Here is a 20,715-nt window from a genome sequence, read left to right on the forward strand (position 1 = left end):
CCAGCGCCGATCTGCAGGCCGCGCTCGAAGCGCGCCCGGACGCGGTGTTCCTGGTCAGCATGCTCAACCGCACCAATGCGCAGCGCATGCGCCTCGTGCGTCAGGCGGCGATTTCGGGTTAGTCCGGAAAGTACGAAACAGAGGGCGATGGACATGGCAAAAGTAGTCAAAATCACGACCGGCATCCTGCTTGCGCTTGGCGTCGCAATGCCGGCCCTGGCGGCCGAAGAGACGATCACGGCGGATGGCGGCGCGGCGAAGACGCTCGATCGCAGCTTCGCGCTGGCCGCCGACGGCCTGGTCGACGTGAGCAACGTGCGCGGCAGCGTCACGATCACCGGCGGCAGCGCGAACGAGGTCAAGCTCGGGGGCAACCTTGGTGCCGGTGCGAAACTCATGGTCGAAAGCGATGCGCGGCGCCTGGAGCTGCATGTCGAATCGGAGAAGGGCGGCTGGTTCGGCGGTCACGGACCGGCGAGCGATACCAGTCTCGTCCTCAACGTGCCGCACGCCGTCTCGGTCAAACTTGACGTGGTCAGCGCCGATGGCAAGGTCGAGAACATCGACGGCAAGTCGGTCGAGATCGACACCGTCAGCGGCAACGTGCGCGTCGATGGCGCGCCGCGCAGCGTCGAGATCGACAGCGTCAGCGGCAACGTGACCCTGCAGGTCACGCGCGCGGGCGCGACCGAGCGTGCCCACCTGCAGAGCGTCAGCGGCGACATCAAGGCGAACGGGCCGGACGGGCGGGTCAAGCTCGAAACCGTGTCGGGTACGCTCACCTTTGTCACGCCGACGGTGACCGAACTCGGCGCCGAATCCGTATCCGGCACGATCGATCTGTCTGCGGCTCCGGCTAAGGGTGCGCGCGTCCGCGCCGAAACGATGAGCGGCAACTTGCGTCTGCGTCTCGGTGCCGACCTCGTCGCGCGCATCCATGCCGAGACCTTCAGCGGCAGCCTGAAGAGCGACTGGGGCAAGATCGTCAAGGCCGAATTCGGCCCCGGCACCACGCTCGATGTCGACGGCGGTGAAGCCGGCACGCGCGTCGATGCGCAATCGTTCAGCGGCAACGTCGAGTTGCGCAAGCAGTAGCCGCTCGGCTACGCGCTAGGGGAACAGCGTGGTGAGTTCGGGCAGGTACGGCGCGTAGCGGCGCCAGCGTTCGACCGCATGCGTGTAGACCGGCTGGCGTGCCTGCCAGACGCTGGCGGTGGTGATGCTTTGGGCGTTGCCGTCACCTGTTCCATCGTCGTCGACGCGCGCGGGCAATCCGAGAAATTCCTCCAGCCTGTGCCGCTGCGCCGGCGGCTCGGCGACGAAGCGTTCGTAGTCGACGTCGAGGATGGCCAGCGGCAGGCGCGCGCGCCAGTGCGCGATCAGCGCATCGCAGTCCTTGCCGACCTCGGCGATCGCGGCGAAGTCGTAGGCAAAGCCCAGGTCCTCGTGGGCGAAATGCTGCATCCAGATCGACAGCGCGGTGTCGCGCGCGCCGCGGCGGCAATGCACGATCCTCGCGTTCGGAAAGCAGGCGGCGATGAAATCGAGATGGCGGAAGTTGAGCGGGTTCTTGTCGAGGTGGAATCGCGCCGGCGCATCGTCGCGGCGCATCTGCGCGCGGATCACGCCGGCGATCGCGGCCAGCGCTTGCGGGTTGCGCAGTTGTCCCTGTTCGCGCAGCAGCGTGTGCAGCGCCGGAACCCAGTTGAGTTCGCCACGATCACGCACTTCGGGGTTCCGCGCGAGCGTGCTTGCGACCAGTGTCGTGCCGCTGCGTGGCATGCCGACGACGAAGATCGGCGTGAAATCGGAGCTGCCCGGCAGCGCGGGTAACGCCGACGCGTTCAATTGCGCATCGATGAAACGCCGCCATGCGTCGACGCGCCAGTTCGAGGTAAGGCGTGCGAGCGCATTCGCCTGCGTCAGTACCTGCGCTGCTTGTGAATAGTCACCGAGATCGTCGAGCGCCTTGCCGAAGGCGAAGCCGGCGCAGATGCGCGCGGCCTCGTCGAGACCTGTGTCGGACCAGCCGCGGCGGAAGCGCTGCACGTCGGCATCGTCTTCGGCGAAGCGATGGCAATAAGCCAGGCGCAGCCACGCGGCACCCTGCTTCGGATCTAGATCGATCGCTTCGCGCAGAGCGACGGCAGCCTCGTCGAAGTGACCGAGCGTGAGCGCGATTTCGCCTGCCTCCGCGGCGAAGCGTGCATCGCTCGGCCAGCGCGTGCGCGCGTCGCGTGCGACCGGCAACGCGCGTTGCTGCGCACTGCATTCCTTGAGGAATTCGAGTACGTCCAGAGCAACGGCGCGGTTGCCATGCGCTTCCTGCCATAGCGCGATGACGGTGTCGGCGGCGGCTTCGATGCGACCGTCCTCGCGCAACCGTTGCGCCTGCGCCCAGCTGCCTTCGCGATTCGTCGGCGCGGCGGACATCACGATCTCAGTGGCCGCCCGGCACGTAGCCGAAGCGCTGCATCTGTTCGCGGTGCGCCGCGATGATGCGCGCGACCTGCTCGCGGCTGAGTTTCTCACGCCACTGGTTGCTGCGCCCGGCGCGGAAGAAGCGTTTGCCTTTGATCGGCACTTCGACGAAGCCGTCGCGCTTTTCCATCTCGGCGAGTGCGCGGAAATCGGAATGACGAATCGCGCGCTCGATGCGCGCGCGATCCTCGGTGCCGATCATGCGCGCAACCTTGCCGAACCATTTCGCCGGCTTCTCGAGCAGATCCTCGTAGCGCAGAATCAGGATGCGCTCGCTCTCCAGGTCGGCCCAGCTTTTCACGTGTTGCGACCACGAGCCGAGGAATTCGGTCACGAACATCTCGCTGTTCTCGGTCGCCGAACTCTCGTTGTTGAGATAGTCGATCGCTGCGTCCTGGTCGATGCCGAAGTGGTGCGACATGCTGATCGCGACATCGAGCGGATTGCGCACGACGTAGATCGAGCCGGCACTCACAGACGGCGTCAGCAGCGGCACGCCGTCGAGGACGCCGGCCATGCTGTGCGTCTTCACGAACACCGTTTTCGCCGCCGCTGCAGCGATTGCCGCGTGCACCTGCGGGCGCAGCGCGCACAGCTCGGCGAAGCCCAGCTCGGTGCTCGGCCGTCCGGCGATGCGCGAATACAGTTCGGGCTCGGCTTCCAGGCGGCCGTAGTTCGGCAATTCGGCGAGCGGCACCGGCGCGGGCCGGTTCGCGATCAGATTGGCGAGGAACGCACGCAGCCAGGTATTGCCGGATTTCGGATAGGAGGCGAGCCAGACGATGTTGCCCATGAGACGGTCGTTCAGTCCTTTTGCGTGGATGCGGCGAATGGCGGCAGGCCGAGTTCGGCGCGCAGCGGATCGAGCAGGGCGCCGTAGCGCGACGCGCGCGCGGTGTCGCGGCGCAATGGTTCGCGTACCTGCGTGGCGCTCGGCGTGTGCACCTCGCGTTCGGTCTTGTGAAAGTCGAGGCAGGCAGGTTCGAATGGCAGGCCGCAGAACGCGAGCAGGCCGCGGATCGCCGCTTCCGGTTCGTGCACGAGGTGCTCGTAGTCGTTCTCGCGGACGTGTGTCGGGTGCAGCGTGCGCCAGTGCTTCGTCGCGCGATCGAAGTCGCGCCAGAACGCGCCGAGGTCGGCGAACGTGCGCGTGTATTCGTTGTTCGCCAGATGCTGGCGATAGCACGAGAAGCAGGTTTCGAGCGGATCGCGCCGGCCGACGATGATGCGCGCGCCAGGCAACATCGCGCGGATCGCGCCGATGTAGAACCAGTTGTACGGCAGCTTGTCGGTGAAGCGCGGCCGCCGCTCGCGCCAGTGCACAGTACGTTCGAGATAGCGCATGCCGAGCCGCTGCCAGTCCTCCGCCTGCATCGCCTCGACCCATTGCGGGAAAGGCTGGCCGCGGCGCTGCGATTCCTCGGTCAGCACGAGCGGCAGGTCGGACAGCTCGCCAGCGCCGTCGACCTGCGAATGCGAGGCGAGTACCTGCTCGATCAGGGTCGATCCGGAGCGCGGCAGGCTGGCGATGAAGATCACTTCCGCGCCGAGCGCGGCCTCGGCCCCGGCCCGCGGCGGCGTGAACGTATCGAGCACGGCATCGACGTTGGCCGCATGGGCGGCGGCGTTCCAGCGCTGGCGCAGGCGCGCGCGCGCGTTCGCCTGTTCGAGTGCGTGCAGCGATTCGACGTAGCGGCCTTCGTCGTCGAACGCCTTGGCAAGGGCGAAACCCATTGTGACCGCGTCGGCCTCGCTGATATTCGGGCTTTGCATCGCGTTCTGCATCTGTGCGATGTCCGCAGCGCCGAGGCGCTGCGTCTTCATGTCGGCCAGACCCCACCAGGCCATGCCGGCATCGGGTCGTTGCGCGAGCACGCGGCGGTACTCGGTGATCGCTTCCGCGTTGCGCCCCTCGGCACGCAGCATGTCGCCCAAGATCACGCGCGCGGTGAATTCGTCCGGTTTCAACTCGACTGCGCGGCGCAGCGCGACGGCCGATTCGTCCACACGCATGCTGCGCATCAGCACGAGGCCGAGGTTGTACCAGGCGACGACGAGCTTCGGATCAAGTTCGACCGCGCGGCGCAGGCTCGCGATCGCGCCGTCGTAGTCGAATGCATCTATCTGCATCGAGCCCAGCGTGTTTAGGTAGAGCGCGTCGTCCGGACGCAGGGCGATAGCGCGTTGCAGCGTGGCGATCGCCGTCTGGGTCTGGCCGCGCAGACCCTGTGCGCCGGCCATCAGGCGCAGCACTTCCGGATGCTGTGGGTGCAGCGCGAGCAGGCCGATGATGTGGCGATCGGCTTCGTCGACGCGGCCGAGTTCGAGCGCCTGCGCTGCGGCGACGACGCCGCGGATCGCGGTTTGCGACAGCCCGTGCAGGCGCGAGGTCGGTGGCAGGGACAGGGATGCGTTCATCTGTGCAGGCGCAGGTTCACGACCGGCGCACTCAAAACAGCATGTAGGTCGACACGATGTACTTGTCGTTCGAGCGCGGCTTGAGCCCGGCATGCTGGAACATCCAGTACGGCGGGAACATCAGCAGGCGTCCGGCACGCGCCTGCACCTTGATGCCGAGGTCGGAGAACTCGGTCTCGCCGCCCTCGGCGACGTCGTTGAGATACCAGAGGAAGACCATGTAGCGGTTCGCGTACTTGTCGCCAGCATCGAAATGCGGCTGGAAGCGGTCGTCCGCGTCGTTGCGGTAGCGCTTGATGCGCAGGTCTTCGAGCAGCGGTCGCGTCGGCACCGGCAGCGACATCGGCAGGCGCGCGTTGTACTCGCCGAGATAGCGGTCGATCTGCGTGTAGAAGAAGCCCATGAAGGCCTGGTCGACATGCGGCTGGATGTTGAGCTCGACCCAGGCGCTCGCATCGAGCGCGCTGTGGTGGCCGCGGCCGTTGTCGGTCTGGAACGGCAGCATCTGGTGGAACGACTCGATCATCTTCGCGCAGAAGTCCGCGGGCAAGGCCGCGTCGAACCACTGCACGTAGTTGCGCAGGTCGAGCAGCGAGGCGTTCGTCGCGAAGTCAGCGCTCATAGCCGAATCGTTGCAGCATCGGTTGCAGGACCGGGAGCACCGGTTCGAAGTAGCGCTGGTAGCGGCGCCAGCGATCGACGGCCTTCTTGTTCGGCGGCTCGATCACCTGGTTGTAGCTTGGCGTCGAGATGAAACCCTTGTCGCGCGCATGCTGGTCGAAGCGTGCCAGCGGCGCCGCGTCGTCGAGGCCGAGGAGATTGCCGATGCGCTCGACGTTGCCGGGGAAGTCGTCGAGCAGGTCTTCGTAACGCGACTGGATGACGTTGGGTTTGAACAGCGCGGCATGATGCAGCCAGGAATCGAACGCGGTGACATAGCCTTGTGCGAGCCGCCCGAGGCTGGAGCAAAGCACGGCGAACATGTTCGAATTGAAATGCTGCATGTAGTTCGACAGGATCACGTCGCAGGGATGGCGCAGGGCGAGGATGATCGGCGCCTGCGGAAACAGCCGATGGATCAGCGGCAGGCGCAGCATGTTCAGCGGGTTCTTGTCGACCAGGCGCTGGCCATCGCTGCGCGGCGCGACCTTCGCGGTGAGGCTCCAGTAGAGCTGACGCAGCTCCTCGCATTGGGTGCCGTCGAGCTTGCCTAGGTCGTAGGGATAGACCAGGCCGAACCGGCTCATGCGCTCGACCAGCATCTGCAGGAACGCGCGTTCGTCCATCGCCTGCAATTGCGGATGTGCATCGAGCATCTGCTCGAGCATGGTCGTGCCGGAACGCGGGAAACCGACGATGAAGATCGGCGACTCACGCATCGGCGGCGCCGGCAATTCGGGCCATGCCGCGAACGCCTCGGCGCTGATCCACTTCGTCGCCGTGTGCAGCGGCTGCGCCGCGGGTTCGAGCAATTGCGGCAGCGAAGTGCGCACGAGGTCGATCTGCAACGCGTGCGCCTGCTCGAGAGCGCGCATCGCGGCGTCGACGTCGCCCTGTTTGTCGCAAGCCTTGGCGAGCGAGAAATACAGGTTGTCCTGCAGCCACAGATGCGCCTCGCGCGAATCGCCACGCATGCGCAGGCTTTGCTGTCCGGCGATCATGGCCTCGACCAGCGCGCGCGCCCGTGTCGGGTCCTTTTCGCGCAGCGCGAGCATCGTGCGCGCGGTGATCGTCTCCTGGCTCAGCGCCGGATCCGCGATCGCATCTGGCGGCGGCAGGCGCGCGAGCATGGCGCGCGCCTCGTCGAGCCGGTTGACGCGCTCGAACATCATCGCCAGATGTGCGATCGCGCGCAGGTTATGCGGATTGTCGGCGAGCAGACGCTCGAAGATCAGCCGGCCCTGCGCGGAATCGCCGAACTGGGTCATGAGGATGGCCAGTTCCAGCGACAGATCTTCGGACAGGTCGGTCCACGCACGCCACGGCTCGATCAGACGCTCGGCGATGTTGCGGTCGTCGAGGGCGAAGCACATCTGCGCGGCATAGATGCGTGCCTCGGGCGAGTCCGGCTCGAGCGCGTGCGCATCGAGGAAGCAATCGCGTGCCTGTGGATAGATGCCTCGCTGCAGATAGAGGTAGCCCAGGTTCATCAGCGCGGTGTAGTAGCCCGGATCGAGTTCGATCGCGCGTCGATAGGCATCCTCGGCCTCGCGCATCTGCCCGGCGCTGCGCAATACGGTGCCGAGGTTGTTCCAGTGCATTGCCGAGTGCGGTTGCATCCGCGTCAGCTGGCTGAACGGTCCGACCGCCTCGGCCCAGCGCTCCTGCTCGCGCAGGCACAGGCCGAGCAGGATCAATCCATCGGGATCGGCCGGCGACCGCTGCAGGAAATCGCGGGCCAGACGCTCGGCATCCTGCGGTCGCCCGCGGCTGAGGGCGTCATTGATGGCGTTGATCGGTAGCGGTATGGCGGTGGACATTCGAGGAAGGACGATCGATGCGGGCTGCGGCGGGAGCCGCAGCGGCGTATTGTGACGCAGAAGGCGGATGCTTTCATGCGCCGTCGATGCCAAGCTTCATGCTCGCGGCTATGATCGCGCCGGCCCAAGCCCGGCGAGGGCCACCCGATTCCAAGGAGCGCCATGCAAGACACCATTTCCATTCCTTCTCTGGGCGATCCCGAATCGCTGCGTCTCGCCGTGGAGATGACGCGCATCGCCAGGGACATGGCTGCCTGCGAGGAGGTCGACAGGTTTGCCGCCACAGGCTGGTTGCCGGATCGTTTCTTCGATCTGCTCGATGCGTTCTACGCGCTCTACGACAGCTACATCGGACACAACATCGGGGCCAGCCGGTTGCGCATCCAGTGCCAGGCCGGGTGTGCGCGCTGCTGCCGACAGGCGGTGCACGGCGTGTATTCGTTCGAGATCATCAGTCTGTACCGGCAATTGCGTTCACGGCCCGACTACCCGGGCATTCATGATGCGTTCCTGCGCCAGGCAAACGAATTCCAGGCGCTCATGGCAGATGCCGGTGCGAGAGGCGGTGATGCCGGTGATGTGCTGACCCGGGCGCTGCGCGCCTATGCCGCCAAGGGCAACGGTTGCGCGCTGCTCGTGGGCAGTCAGTGCGGGGTCTACGAACATCGCCCGGTGCCTTGCCGCATGTATCACAGCCTGACCGACCCGATCCTCTGCGTCACCCCGCTCGGGCACACGTTCAATCTGGAACCGCCCGCGCAGGCCGCCGAAATCCTTGCCGGGCTCAGTGACCGGCTCGCGTTTCCGTATTCGGAATTCCTCGCGCAGGGCCTGGTCGTGTTCGCGGCGCAGAGGCAGTTCAGACCCTGGGCTCCCGCCTGAGTCATCGCACGTTTCATCGGCGTAAAAAAAACCGCGCGGGGTGAGCCGCGCGGTCTTGCAAGGTATTGCTAAAGACGTGCTTAGAACTTGACCGTGACCTTGCCGAAGAAGAAACGGCCGATCGTGTCGTAGGTGTTCACGTCCGTGTTCGCATTGGCAACGTTCTGCTGGTAAAGGATCGGCGGAGTACGATCGCCGACGTTGTCGATACCGACTTGCACCGTCGTATTGAGCGGCTCGATGTTATAACCGACCGAGATGTTGTGGTAGGTGTACGAACCGAAGTTCAGGACCGAGAACTCGGGATGCGGGTAGCATCCGTCCGCGCCAGTCGCGTCGCCTGCCGCCGCGGAAGCGCCTGGGCCGCAGGCGTAACCGACGCGACCACGACCGATGTAGCGCGCGGTCCAGCTGGCGTTGAACGCGCCCCAGTTCCAGTCGAGCCCGGCCAGTGCGCGCCAGCGCACGAGGTTGCCGTAGGTACGATCGAAGTGGCCGGCGAAGCCCTGCGTTTCGCCGCTCGTCGTGACGTTGTACTTCTGGATGTACGTCGTCTGGAAGTTGGCGGTGAAGTTGCCGAACGGCGTTTCCGGCAGGCGGTAGCGCAGGTTCAGGTCGGCACCGGATGTCGTCAACTGGCCGGCATTGAACGAGGACTCGTAGATGTACTTGATCTGGCCCACGTCCGAACCGGAGGTGTTGCGCGTGATCAACTGGCAGGTGATCGACGGAGCTGCCGAGGTCGAGGAGAAACAGGAGTCGAGAATCGTCTGCGCGATACCTGCGCCGGACACGATCAGATCGTCGAGCACGATGCGGTAGTAGTCGGCGCTGACCGAGAAGCCCGGCAGCCAGTTCGGATCGTAGACGAAGCCGTAGTCGAACGACTTGCCGTGCTCCGGCTGCAGGTTGATCTTGGTGCCGAACGCGCCGTTCGAATACACCGAACCGTTGACGATGCCGTTGGTCTGGCTGGTGCCGGTGTTCTCGAACGTGTAGCCCTGGCAGGCCGGGTTGCTGGCAACGCTGGCGGGGCCGCAACGGTCGGTGGCGGTCGCCGAGTCGGCGGTCGGACCGGCGTACAGGTCGGTCACCGACGGCGCGCGGAACACCTTCGACACGGTACCGCGCAGCAGCAGGTCTTCGATCGGCTTGAACTCGATCGCGACCTTCCAGTTGTTGGTGCTGCCGAAGTTCGAGTACTTCGAGTAGCGGTCACCCAAGGTCAGGTTGAGGCTGTGCACGAACGGCATGTCCTTGAGCAGCGGGACGAGCAACTCGGCATAGGCTTCCTTGACGTTGTAGCCACCCTGCGTGTTCGCGGTACAGATCGAACCCGGGCCCGAGCAGGCGATCGAGGCGATATTGCCCGCGGCGTCGCGCGTGATGATGCTGTTGAGCTGGGCGTCGGCCTTGCTGTCGACGTATTCCTTGCGGTAGGACACGCCGCCCGCGAAACCGACGTCACCGGCCGGCAGGGCGAACAGCGAGCTCGAGCTGACGCCGGCTTCCGCCGACTTCATCTGGTAGTTGAGCGGCGAGTTGTTGTAGCTGGTCTTCGCGCTCTGCAGCAGCTTGATCGTGTTCGGATCGTAGATGTTGAAGATGTTGATCGGGTCGCACGAGAGCTGCGTGCAGCTGAAGTTCGAGGTGAGCCTGCTGTAGTTGATGTAGTTCGCGTTCTCGCCGTGCTGGGTGATCTTGCCGTAGCTGGCGTCGGCGAACCAGGTCCAGCTGGTGTCGGCGAAGCTGCCCTTGAGGCCGGCGGTGGCGAGGTCGTGCGTGGTCGAGAAGTTCGTCTGGCGCGGGCCGAGGCTGGTCAGACGGGTCTTGAACTCGTTGTACGCGAGTCCCGGAGTGTTCGGATCGTTGCCGAACGCCTGGCCGAGGCTCTTGAACGGGTTGTAGTACTGGTTGGTCGGAATGAACAGGTTGTCCTGGAACGCATCGAGCGGCACCGGGGCGATCTGCGTGCGCGACACGGTCTTGTTGTGGAAGACTTCCATGAACGCTTCGACGCTGTCGGTGAGCTTGTAGCTGCCCAGCGCGAACAGGCCGGTGCGCTCGCTCGGGGTCTGGTCGTAGTTGCCGACCGCCTGGTAGTTGAACGCGTCGGCCTGGCCGTTGTAGCAGCGGTAGTCGCTGAGCGAGGTGCCGGCGGCGCCGTCCTTGCGGATCACGCGGTTGCCGTTGCCCGGAATGCCTGTGCAGCCACCGAACTGCGAGGCAATCACGCTCTTCGGCAGGTTGATCGCGCCGTTCGGCGTGCGGCTGGAGCCGCCGTGCACGACATAGCCCGTGTTGTACTTGTACAGCGCGTCGTGCGAGTAAGCGCGATTGGCCGCCGAGACCGCTTCGGTCTTGTTGTAGTTGATGCCGAGCAGGATGCTGCCGCGGTCGGTCGACTGACCGAACATCGCGTGCACGGCCTTGCGCTGGCCGTCGTCACGATCGGTGATGCCGTAATCGAGGCCGATTTCGGCGCCCTGGTAGTTGCTGCGCGTGATGATGTTGACCACGCCGGCAACGGCGTCCGAACCGTACACGGCCGAGGAGCCGTCGAGCAGCACTTCGATGCGCTCGACCGCCGAGGCGGGGATGATGTTGAGATCCTGCAACTGGAACGGAATGCGGTGGCCGTTGATCAGCAGCAGCGAACGGTTGGTGCCGAGGCCGCGCAGCGAGATCGTCGATGCGCCGGTGCCTCCGCCGTTGTTGACGTTGGGGTTGGTTGCGTTACCGGCCATGGCCGGCAATTGCTGGATGAGGTCGCCGAGCGTGACCTTGCCCGACTTCTCGATCGCGGCGTGGTCGATGGTGAGAACCGGGTTGGCGGTTTCCATATCGACGCGGCGGATGTTCGAACCGGTGACGACGATGGTTTCGAGGTTCTGGCCTTTCTTGTCGCCAGTGTCAGTGTTCTGCGCTTGGGCAGTCGTGGCGATGCCTGCGGTGGCGACCGCGCCCATCGTGAGGGCAAGGCGCACCGAGGATGATAGCTTGTTGATTTCGTTGAGTTTCATACGCTCTCCAACGTCAGGGTTGATCTTTCGGGACAAAATAAATTTCTCCCCGTCCAGGGGAAAAAGCACACACGAACACGCCTACGCGCAATTTCGATAACACCGGATACTAGCAACAAATCCTTAACAAGGAAACATTCGAGGCGCAGGCGGGACTCCCGTTCGGTTCCGATTCAGAGATGTATACGCGTTGGTGCAGAGGCAAAAAAAAGCCCGCGGGTCCGTCGCCGGACACGCGGGCTGATGGTGCAGCAGATGTTTCTTAGAACTTCACGGTCACGCGACCCCAGTAGTAGCGGCCGATCGTGTCGTAGGTGTTGACGTCGGTATTGGCGTTGGTTACAGCGTTGTAGAAGAACGGAGGCTGCTTGTCGCCGACGTTGTCGACGCCCACGTCGATGCGGGTCTTGAGCGCCGACAGGTTGTAGCCGACCGACAGATCATGACGCACCCAGGAACCGACATGGTAGTCGCCGAGCGCGAACACGTGCACGCGGCTCTGGTAACGCTGACGCCACGAGGCGGAGAAATCGCCCATCGACCAGTCGATGCTGCCCAGCGCGCGCCAACGGGCGAAGTTGCCGTACTGGCTGTTGTAGCCACCAGCGACGTGGGTGACAACCGTGCCGGTTGCAGTCGGAACGGTGTTGTCGTACTTCGCGTAGTACGTCGCCTGCAGGCCGAAGCGGAAGTTGCCGTACGGCGTTTCCTGCAGACGATAGCTCGCGCCGAAGTCCGCACCCGCCGCGTCGAGGCGGCCGAGGTTGGTGTAGGCAACGCCGGACATGCTGTCGATCTGGCCCGAGGAGAAGTTGATGAACTTGCAGAACGGGCTGTTCCTGTCGGCGAAGCAGAAGTTGGCGATGGTCTGGCCGGTCGGACGCACGATCAAATCGGTCAGATAGACGCGCCACAGGTCGGCGCTGACGCTCAGGCCTTCGATCCAGTGCGGGTCGTAGACGAAGCCGTAGTCGAAGGTCGAGCCCGCTTCCGGCTTGATCGGCTGGCCGGCCACGTTGGCGCCGGAGAACAGCACCTGCACCTGAGTGCCGTTCGACGCGCCGAAGCCCGGACCCGGCGAAACGTAGTTGTCGAACGAGCTCTGCAGGGCGGCCGAGGTTTCGGTCAGGTTCGGCGCGCGGAACACCTTCGACACAGTGCCGCGCAGCAGCAGGTCTTCGAGTGGCTTGTACTCGATCGCTGCCTTCCAGTTGTTGGTGCTGCCGAAGCTCGAGTACTTCGAGTAACGGTCGCCGAGAATCAGGTTCAGGCTGTTCGCGAACGGCGCGTCCTTGAGGATCGGCACGAGCATTTCAGCGTAAGCTTCCTTGACGTCGTAGCTGCCGCTGAACGGCGAGGTGCAGGTTTCCGGAATGCCGCCGCACTTGCCGCCGTTGTGCGGATCGGCCACGGTGGCCTGGTCGGCGTCGTTTTCGACGTACTGCTTGCGGTAGCTCAGGCCCACGGCCATGCTGACATTGCCGGCCGGCAGCGCGAACAGATCGCCGTTGGCACTGGCATTCGCCTGGCGCTGGATCTGCAGCGAATGGTAGTGCAGGGTGCTGCCGTAGTACTTCTGCAGCAGCGTCGCCGTGTTCGGATCGCTCTGATCGAGGATGTCGAGGCAGGTGGTGTTGCTCAGGCCGGCGCTGACCGGCGTGCAGTTCGCGCCGAGCGCGCCGCTCTGCGTGATCGCCGCGGCATTGAGGTAACCCTTGCGCGTGCGGTTGGCGCTGAACTTGCCGAAGCCGATGTTCGCATCCCACTGCCAACCGGTGTCGAGCAGGTTGCCGCCGAGACCGGCCGTAACCTGGTTGTTTTCCGTGTTGTAGGCCTGGTGACGCGGACCGAGCGCGACGAGGCGCAGCGAAGCGTTTTGCGCGCTCTTGGTGCCGATGTCGATGCCGAACGGGTTGTACGGGTTCTTCGAGGAAATCAGCAGACCCGTGCTGAACAGGCTGACCGGCACCGAGGCGATCTGGAACGCCGAATCGGTCTTGTTGTACAGCAGGTTCATGTAGGCTTCGACCGAATCGGTCAGCTTGTACGTGCCCTTGACGAACGCGTTGGTGCGCTCGGACGGGGTCGAAATCAGGTTGATCGCGGCGAAGTTGTAGAGATCGCCGAGGCCGGTGGAGCTGCCGCCCTGGAAGCAGCGGAAGCCGGCCGGAATCCCATTGCCTCCGGGTGCGCTGTGATCGAGCGTGCCGCCCGGGACGCCACCGCCTTCGGCGACGTTCGGACAGCCGGCAAATGCAGGGCCGCGGATGAAGCCGGTCGGCGCCGAGGTGGAGCCGGTGAAAGTCACCGCGCCCGTCGTGGCACTGCGCGTGTACGAGTAACGGCTGTAGTCGCGCAGGCCGGCGAGAATCTGGTCCTGCTTGTTGTAGTCGATGCCACCCATGACGCTGCCGCGGTCGGTGGCCTGGCCGATGGTGAGGTTGAAGCCCTTGCGCTCGCCGTCGTCGCGGTCGGAAATGCCGTACTGGCCGCTGACTTCGAGGCCCTGGTAGTTCTTGCGCGTGATGACGTTGACCACGCCGCCGATCGCGTCGGAGCCGTAGATCGCCGAGGCGCCGTCGGTCAGCACTTCGATGCGTTCGATCAGGTTGGCCGGAATGGCGTTGACGTCGGCCGTGGTGCCGCCGATCTGCAAGCGACGACCGTCGATGAGGACCAGCGAGCGGACCGAACCGAGGCCGCGCAGCGACACGTTTGCCTGGCCGCTGCCGCCGCCGTTGTTGACGTTGGTGTTGTTGGCGTTGCCGGCGATCGCGGGCAGGTCCTGCACAATGTCACCGAGGGTCGTCTTGCCCGACTTCGAAATCGCGGCGCGATCGATCGTGATGACCGGGTTGGCCGTTTCCATGTCGACGCGGCGGATGTTAGAACCGGTGACGACGATGGTTTCGAGGTTCTGGCCCTTCTTATCGCCGGCATCGGCGTTCTGCGCAGCGGCCGTACCGGCCGTGGCAACGGCACCGATCGCGAGGCCGAAACGGACGGCCGAGACCAGCTTGTTGGCATTGAAATTCATGTATCTAGACTCCCCAACGGGTGAAGTGGAAATTCGATCGAAACGGCCACCCACCGGGGAAAAACTCCGGGATTTGCCACAGTGGGAGGTGCACGAATTTGGAAGTCTAGCAACAAATCTTTAACAATGGAACAGACTTTCTTTTCCTTTTCTTTCACCTGCTTACATGAATGCAGAAATCGTGGAGGCCGTCGCGATGACGGCGGTGATCGCGAAACGGCGCAGGGGTGCGCGTGCGACCGCCGGCTTGCGCTGGCTGTGTTCGCAGCTATTATTCGTGGCGCGGGAAATGCGGCCGTCGGGCGACGGCGGAGGCGCGATGGCCGGGATCAGAGATCCTGGTGGTACTGCACGTACGGCACGCGCGCCTGGCTCGATTCGAGTTCGCGCGAGACGGGGCCGTTGTTGAGGTAGGGCAGGCTGCCCGAAGACCACAGGTTTTGCGTGCCGAAGCGGAACATACCGCTCCACGGTGTGCGCCAGGAGATGCCGAGGTCGACGCCGGTCAGGCGTGAACTGGCCGCATTGGCGCCAAGCGGGTCGGCCGGACTGAGCACATGTCCGGTGACGTCGCCGCCGAACGAACCGTACTGCACGCCGAAGCTGACCGCGGCCTGGTTGAGGCTGGTCAGCGGCGTGGTCGTGCCGGGAACGGCAAGCTGGATGCGGCCGAGGCTGGCACCGATGTTGACCGACTGGTCGTCGTCGAGGCGGAAGCGACCGAGCGCGTTGATCTGCGTGCTCTGCGAATCCAGCAACGAATAGCCGGACAGGCCGAGCGACGGCAGCGGGTTGCCCAAGCCGGCGAGGCCATAGGCGGGAACCGTGCTGTAGGCACCTACCGTGTTGTCGTGGCGCAGCCAGGCCAGATCGTAGCTCAGGCCGAGTTCGACGTTGTCCGAGGCGAGCCAGGTCGAGCCGAGGCGGAAGTCGCCACCGTGCGCCAGGGTGCTGGAACCCGTGCAGGGAGCCGCAGCAAGTGCACAATCTGCCTGCAGCGCCGAGCGACTCAGGCTGACCTGCGCGTTCGCATTGTTGCCGATGCGCATCAGCAGGCCGCCGGAGACGAGGCTGGTGACGTCGATCAGACGCCATTCGTTCGTCCCGCCGATCTGCGGCGACTTGGGCAAGGTGGGGTTGTGGTTGCCGCCGGCAGCGACCAAGGTGAGGATGCGGCCGTCAGGGGTGCCCCAGAGCGGAACCGCACGCGCGTCCGATCCGCCGAGCAGGCTGCTCGAGCCGAGCATCTGTTCGAGCAGCTGCGGTGCGGCCTGGGTCGGCTGGACATGCGCAGGCGCAGGCGACTGCGCGAGGCCGGCGAGCGGCACCGTTGCGGTCAGCACTAGGGCGAGCAGTTTGCGCATGAAAATCCGGTTGCCGGTTCCCGTGAGTTAAAGAGTATTCACTTCGAGCTTTAGTTCCCGGACGCGGTTGGCAAAACCAAGCGCCCGGCAGTGGCTCGATGCTATCTCATTTATGAAAACCTAACAATCATTTTCCGCCATTTATGCCAAATTGATCACGTTTCACTGCGTGCGGGCGCTCGTCGCCATGGCAAACTCGCGCGCCCGGCGCCCGGATGTTCGAGCGTTCCGCCACGATCTGCTGATTCTAGCCTGCATGAAGTTTTCCAGACGTCCGCAATCGCGACCGCGTCGGCCACGCTGGCCGCGCCGCCTGGCCGTGGCGGCACTCGCGGGGCTGCTGCTGACCTGGCTGCCGGTGCTGATCCTGCGTTTCCTGCCGCCGCCGACCTCGGCCTTCATGGTCGAGCGCCGCCTTCAGTCCTGGCGCGACGGCGAGAGCGGTTTCAGTCTGCGCCAGCGCTTCGTGCCGCTGACGCAGATGTCGCCGGAATTGCCGATTGCGCTCGTTGCGGCCGAGGACCAGAAATTTCCGCTGCACCACGGCTTCGATTTCGCCGCGATCGGCGAGGCGATGGACGACGCCGACGACGGCGCACGCCTGCGCGGCGCGAGCACGATTTCGCAGCAGGTGGCGAAGAACCTGTTCCTGTGGAACGGACGCAGCTTCGTGCGCAAGGGACTGGAGGCGTATTTCACCGTGCTGATCGAGGCGACCTGGCCGAAGCGGCGCATTCTCGAGGTCTACGCCAACGTCGCCGAGTTCGGCGATGGCATTTACGGCGCGGAAGCGGCGGCGCAGGCTTATTTCCGAAAAACCGCGGCGCAGCTCGATGCGCATGAGGCGGCGCTGCTGGCAGCGACCCTGCCGAATCCTGCCGTGCTGCGCGCCGATCGGCCCTCGTCCTATGTTTTGCGCCGCGCAGCATGGATCGAGCGGCAGGTGCGCCAGCTTGGCGGCCCTGCCTACCTCGCCCGCTAAAGTACTGAACGCCGCGCATGCCGCGGTGTCGATCGTCATGCGCTTCGGCTAGCATTCGGCCATCCGCTCCGTTTGCGTGATTTCTTCTCATGGCCAAGCTCTGCGTCGTCGTCCCTGCCTACAACGAAGGCGAAAGCCTGCGCGAATTCCATGCGCGGCTCGCGGGCGTGTTCGACAAGCTCGACATGCAGTGCGAGGCACTCTATGTCGACGACGGCAGCCGCGACGACACTTACGCGGTGATGTGCAGCCTGCGCGACGCCGATGCGCGCGTGGCCACGCTCAAACTCGCACGCAACTTCGGCAAGGAACTCGCGCTGACCGCCGGGCTCGACGCAGCCGATGCCGACGCCGTCGTTGTCATCGATGCCGACCTGCAGGATCCGCCCGAACTGATACCGAAGTTCATCGAACTGTGGCGCGAAGGTTACGACGTCGTCTACGGCACGCGTTCCACGCGCGCGGGCGAGACACCGCTGAAGAAATTCACCTCGGCCGCGTTCTATCGCGTCATGGAAAGGCTCAGCGCCACGCCGGTGCCGCGCGACACCGGCGACTTCCGCCTGATAAGCCGGCGCGCGCTCGATGCGCTCAAGCGCCTGCGCGAACGCCAGCGCTTCATGAAAGGCCTGTTCACCTGGATCGGCTACAAGCAGAAATCCGTCGTCTACGAGCGCGATGCGCGTTTCGCCGGCGAGAGCAAATTCAACTATTGGCGCCTGTGGAACTTCGCGCTCGAAGGCATCACTTCGTTCTCGACCGCGCCGCTGAAGCTCGCGACCTATGTCGGCCTCGGCACGGCGGCGCTCGCTTTCGTCTACGCGGTATGGGTGTTCGGCAAGGCGCTGTTGCTCGGCGACCGCGTGCAGGGCTATCCCACGCTGATGCTCGTGATCCTGTTTCTCGGCGGCGTGCAGCTCATGGCGCTCGGAATGATCGGCGAGTATCTCGGGCGCATGTACATCGAAACGAAACAGCGGCCGCTGTATCTGATCGACGAGTTGATTCCGGCATCACAATCGGAGGGCGCAGCGGTGCGAAATGTACAGCGCCAACCCGCTGCCGAAAGCGTAAACTAGGTCCTAGCGGAACGAAGAGTTATTCCATTGCTGAAGGAGTACTCCGATGCGTATCGTCAAGCAATTGATCGAAGGCAAGCGCGAGATCTATTCGATCGGTCCCGACCAGCCCGTACTCGCGGCGATCCAGCTGATGGCAGACAAATTCGTCGGCGCCTTGCTCGTGATGCGCGGCGACGAACTGCTCGGCATCGTTTCCGAGCGCGACTACGCGCGCAAGGTCATCCTCAAGGGTCGTTCTTCGTCCGACACGCCAGTGCGCGACATCATGACCGCGGACCTGATCACTGTCAGCCCGCACGAAACGGTACATCGCTGCATGCGCCTGGTCACCGACAAGCATATCCGCCATCTACCCGTGGTCGAGAACGGCAACGTCGTCGGCATGCTCTCGATCGGCGATCTGGTCAAGTCAGTGATCGACGATCAGGCCGAGCAACTCGAGCAGTTGCAGCGCTACATTTCCGGGTAGCGTCTGCTTCCCATCTCCCGCCGCGAGATGGGAAGAAAATCAGACTTCGACTGCGCTCGCATGCTCGCGCGTGGCAGCGAAGGTGATGTCGGGCCAACGCTCTTCCGTCAGCTGCAGATTAACGCGCGACGGCGCGATGTAGACAAGTTCGCCAGCCGCGTCGAGGGCGAGATTCGGCGCCGCCTTCTCGCGGAATTCCTCGAGCTTCTTTGCATCGTTGCACTTGATCCAGCGCGCGGTGACGACGTTGACGTTCTCGAACGTCGCCTCGACGCCGTATTCGTCCTTCAGTCGATACGCCACGACGTCGAACTGCAGCACGCCGACGGCGCCGAGAATCAGGTCATTCGACATCAGCGGACGGAAGAACTGCGTCGCGCCTTCCTCGGACAATTGCGCGAGGCCCTTCTGCAACTGCTTCATCTTGAGCGGGTCGCGCAGGCGCGCGCGGCGGAACAGCTCGGGCGCGAAGTTTGGAATGCCGGTGAAGGCCAGTGCTTCTCCCTCGGTGAACGTGTCGCCGATCGAGATCGTGCCGTGGTTGTGGATGCCGATCACGTCGCCCGGGTAGGCCTTCTCGACGATGTCGCGGTCGCTGGCCATGAAGGTCAATGCGTTGGCGAGCTTCATTTCCTTGGCCGTGCGCACATGGAACGCCTTCATGCCCGCGTCGAACGTGCCCGAGCAGATGCGCATGAACGCGACGCGGTCGCGATGCATCGGGTCCATGTTCGCCTGGATCTTGAACACGAAGCCGGTGAGCGGGCTTTCCGTCGCCTCGACCGAACGCGTCGTCGCCGCGTGCGAGGCCGGCGCGGGCGCGTGCTCGACGAAGAAGTCGAGCAGCAGCTGCACGCCGAAGTTGTTCACGGCCGAGCCGAAGAACACCGGCGTCTGCCTGCCGGCGAGATATTGCTCAAGATCGAACGGATGCGAGGCACCCTGCACGAGTTCGAGCTCGTCGCGCAGTTCGCGCAGCATGTCCTCGCCGATCTTCGCAGCGAGCGCGGGATCGTCGAGCGAAGAAAAGATCGTCGAATCCTGGCGCGTGAAATTGCGCCCCGGCTCGAACACATGCACTTCGCCGGTCAGCAGGTGATACACGCCTTTCAGGCGCGAGCCCATGCCGATCGGCCAGGTGATCGGCGCGCACTGGATCTTCAGCACCGACTCGACCTCGTCGAGCAGTTCGATGGGCGCGCGGCCCTCGCGGTCGAGCTTGTTGATAAAGGTCATTATGGGGGTATCCCGCAGCCGGCATACATCCATCAATTTGATCGTGCGTTCCTCGACGCCCTTGGCGCAGTCGATCACCATCAGCGCGGAGTCCACCGCGGTGAGCACGCGGTACGTGTCCTCGGAGAAGTCCGCATGACCCGGCGTGTCGAGCAGGTTGACGACGCGCCCCTCGTACGGGAACTGCATCACCGACGAAGTCACCGAGATACCGCGTTCCTTTTCCAGCGCCATCCAGTCCGAAGTTGCATGTTTGGCCGCTTTGCGCGACTTGACGCTTCCGGCCATCTGGATTGCGCCGCCGAACAGCAGCAGTTTTTCGGTCAGCGTGGTCTTGCCCGCGTCGGGGTGCGAGATGATGGCAAACGTGCGCCGGCGGCGGGTTTCTTCGGTGTGGTCCATGAAAATCGCGAATTTTCCTCTTCAAAGAGGCGGTATGATAAGGCGCGCCGCGAATTATTCGCCAAGATTTCGATTGAGTTGGCCGTGCGCCGCCTCGCCGCAATGCGCGCCTAAGAGCGTCCGATGGAAACCAGTGTGACCAAGGCTACGAGCGCCGTCGGGCAGTACCGGCATTGGCGCAGTCAATTCCCTGCGCAGGTCGCGGCAGACAAATTATGCGGTTTCCTCGACGGCGCTGACGAACAGGATTGGCTCGAAGTCGCTCGCTCGTTGATGATGGAGTACGGCATGCCGTCGGCGCAGCCGGTCCTCGCGGCCGCGATCGGCGCGCATCCTCGCTCGATCGAACTGCGCCGGGCTCTTGGCGGCGTCTATCGTCGCACCGGGCAGGACGCGGAGGCGGAAGAAATCCTGCGCCAGCTGCTCGACGAAAAGCCGGACGACGTCTCCACCGCGCTCGCCTTGGCCGAGATGCTGAGGGAGCAGGGCCGTGTCCGCGCCGCCGCGGAATGCCTGCGGTCGTGCATGCAGCATCACTCGGCGGACGCGAGGCTGGCGATCTGGGCGATCGAATTCCTCGATGGCTGCGACTGCAAGGCGGACGCCGCCGCGGTGGCATCCGCGGCGCTCGCGGCAAATCCCGACGACGCGCGCCTGCATGCCTACGCCGGCATGTTGCAACTGCAACTCGGCAATTTCGAAGGCTCACGCGAACACCATCTGTTTGCGTTGAATCACAGCGAACAGGCGTGGGAATGGAACATGCCGCTCGGCTTGTCGCAGACGTTGAAATACCGCTCGGCGGAGCATCCGGATTTCGCCTTGTACGCCGCGGGGCTCGCGCGCCCGGGGCTCAGCG

The 20,715-nt window shown here is 64.4% G+C and carries 15 protein-coding genes; 6 read left to right on the forward strand and 9 right to left on the reverse strand.

Annotation, left to right across the window (positions count from 1 at the left end; genetic code table 11):
* Positions 1 to 153 precede the first annotated feature (153 nt).
* Entirely contained in the window at positions 154 to 1,095 is a 942-nt protein-coding gene (locus VF497_RS07200; protein ID WP_330887138.1) for a DUF4097 family beta strand repeat-containing protein, read from the forward strand.
* Positions 1,096 to 1,110: 15 nt separating this feature from the next.
* Here VF497_RS07200 and VF497_RS07205 read toward each other — a convergent pair whose 3' ends face one another.
* The 5 genes from VF497_RS07205 to VF497_RS07225 all read right to left on the reverse strand — a co-directional run bounded on the left by VF497_RS07205 (position 1,111) and on the right by VF497_RS07225 (position 7,379).
* Positions 1,111 to 2,433, reverse strand: coding sequence for a sulfotransferase (locus tag VF497_RS07205; protein WP_330887141.1), 1,323 nt, complete (start codon positions 2,431 to 2,433; stop codon positions 1,111 to 1,113).
* 7 nt (positions 2,434 to 2,440) lie between these two features.
* The gene (locus VF497_RS07210; RefSeq protein ID WP_330887143.1) at positions 2,441 to 3,274 is read right to left on the reverse strand and encodes a sulfotransferase domain-containing protein; all 834 of its coding nucleotides are present in this window, start codon (positions 3,272 to 3,274) and stop codon (positions 2,441 to 2,443) included.
* Between the two features lie 11 nt (positions 3,275 to 3,285).
* Complete coding sequence (locus VF497_RS07215; RefSeq protein WP_330887145.1) at positions 3,286 to 4,899, reverse strand: tetratricopeptide repeat-containing sulfotransferase family protein; 1,614 nt, start codon at positions 4,897 to 4,899, stop codon at positions 3,286 to 3,288.
* A 31-nt stretch (positions 4,900 to 4,930) separates the two neighbouring features.
* Positions 4,931 to 5,302 (reverse strand): 2OG-Fe(II) oxygenase, encoded by a 372-nt coding sequence (locus VF497_RS18510; protein WP_414706857.1) that lies wholly within the window; start codon positions 5,300 to 5,302, stop codon positions 4,931 to 4,933.
* A gap of 208 nt (positions 5,303 to 5,510) precedes the next feature.
* Positions 5,511 to 7,379: a sulfotransferase gene (locus VF497_RS07225; RefSeq protein ID WP_330887150.1), complete on the reverse strand. Its 1,869-nt coding sequence runs from the start codon at positions 7,377 to 7,379 to the stop codon at positions 5,511 to 5,513.
* Between the two features lie 162 nt (positions 7,380 to 7,541).
* Between VF497_RS07225 and VF497_RS07230 the strand changes: the two genes are divergently transcribed.
* Positions 7,542 to 8,261, forward strand: a complete 720-nt coding sequence (locus tag VF497_RS07230) for a YkgJ family cysteine cluster protein (protein WP_330887152.1) — start codon at positions 7,542 to 7,544, stop codon at positions 8,259 to 8,261.
* An 80-nt stretch (positions 8,262 to 8,341) separates the two neighbouring features.
* Here the strand turns inward: VF497_RS07230 and VF497_RS07235 are convergent, their stop codons facing one another.
* From VF497_RS07235 to VF497_RS07245, 3 genes are all read right to left on the reverse strand, one after another.
* Complete coding sequence (locus VF497_RS07235) at positions 8,342 to 11,284, reverse strand: TonB-dependent receptor domain-containing protein (RefSeq protein WP_330887154.1); 2,943 nt, start codon at positions 11,282 to 11,284, stop codon at positions 8,342 to 8,344.
* A 262-nt stretch (positions 11,285 to 11,546) separates the two neighbouring features.
* On the reverse strand, positions 11,547 to 14,321 hold the full coding sequence (locus VF497_RS07240; protein WP_330887156.1) for a TonB-dependent receptor plug domain-containing protein: 2,775 nt from the start codon (positions 14,319 to 14,321) through the stop codon (positions 11,547 to 11,549).
* Between the two features lie 329 nt (positions 14,322 to 14,650).
* Positions 14,651 to 15,685, reverse strand: coding sequence for a hypothetical protein (locus VF497_RS07245; RefSeq protein ID WP_330887158.1), 1,035 nt, complete (start codon positions 15,683 to 15,685; stop codon positions 14,651 to 14,653).
* Between the two features lie 256 nt (positions 15,686 to 15,941).
* Here VF497_RS07245 and mtgA point away from each other — a divergent pair, with 256 nt between their 5' ends.
* The 3 genes from mtgA to VF497_RS07260 all read left to right on the forward strand — a co-directional run bounded on the left by mtgA (position 15,942) and on the right by VF497_RS07260 (position 18,218).
* Entirely contained in the window at positions 15,942 to 16,667 is a 726-nt protein-coding gene (gene mtgA, locus VF497_RS07250) for a monofunctional biosynthetic peptidoglycan transglycosylase (RefSeq protein WP_330887160.1), read from the forward strand.
* A gap of 89 nt (positions 16,668 to 16,756) precedes the next feature.
* Positions 16,757 to 17,746, forward strand: a complete 990-nt coding sequence (locus VF497_RS07255; protein ID WP_330887162.1) for a glycosyltransferase family 2 protein — start codon at positions 16,757 to 16,759, stop codon at positions 17,744 to 17,746.
* Between the two features lie 46 nt (positions 17,747 to 17,792).
* The gene (locus tag VF497_RS07260; protein WP_330887164.1) at positions 17,793 to 18,218 is read left to right on the forward strand and encodes a CBS domain-containing protein; all 426 of its coding nucleotides are present in this window, start codon (positions 17,793 to 17,795) and stop codon (positions 18,216 to 18,218) included.
* 39 nt (positions 18,219 to 18,257) lie between these two features.
* Here the strand turns inward: VF497_RS07260 and VF497_RS07265 are convergent, their stop codons facing one another.
* A complete protein-coding gene (locus VF497_RS07265; RefSeq protein ID WP_330887166.1) occupies positions 18,258 to 19,856 on the reverse strand; it encodes a peptide chain release factor 3 in 1,599 nt (532 codons plus the stop codon).
* A gap of 123 nt (positions 19,857 to 19,979) precedes the next feature.
* Between VF497_RS07265 and VF497_RS07270 the strand changes: the two genes are divergently transcribed.
* Positions 19,980 to 20,715: tetratricopeptide repeat protein (locus VF497_RS07270; protein ID WP_330887168.1), on the forward strand; the 736-nt coding region annotated here is incomplete at its 3' end.

The sequence above is a fragment of the Rudaea sp. genome, from assembly GCF_036383415.1.
Taxonomy (GTDB): domain Bacteria; phylum Pseudomonadota; class Gammaproteobacteria; order Xanthomonadales; family Rhodanobacteraceae; genus Rudaea.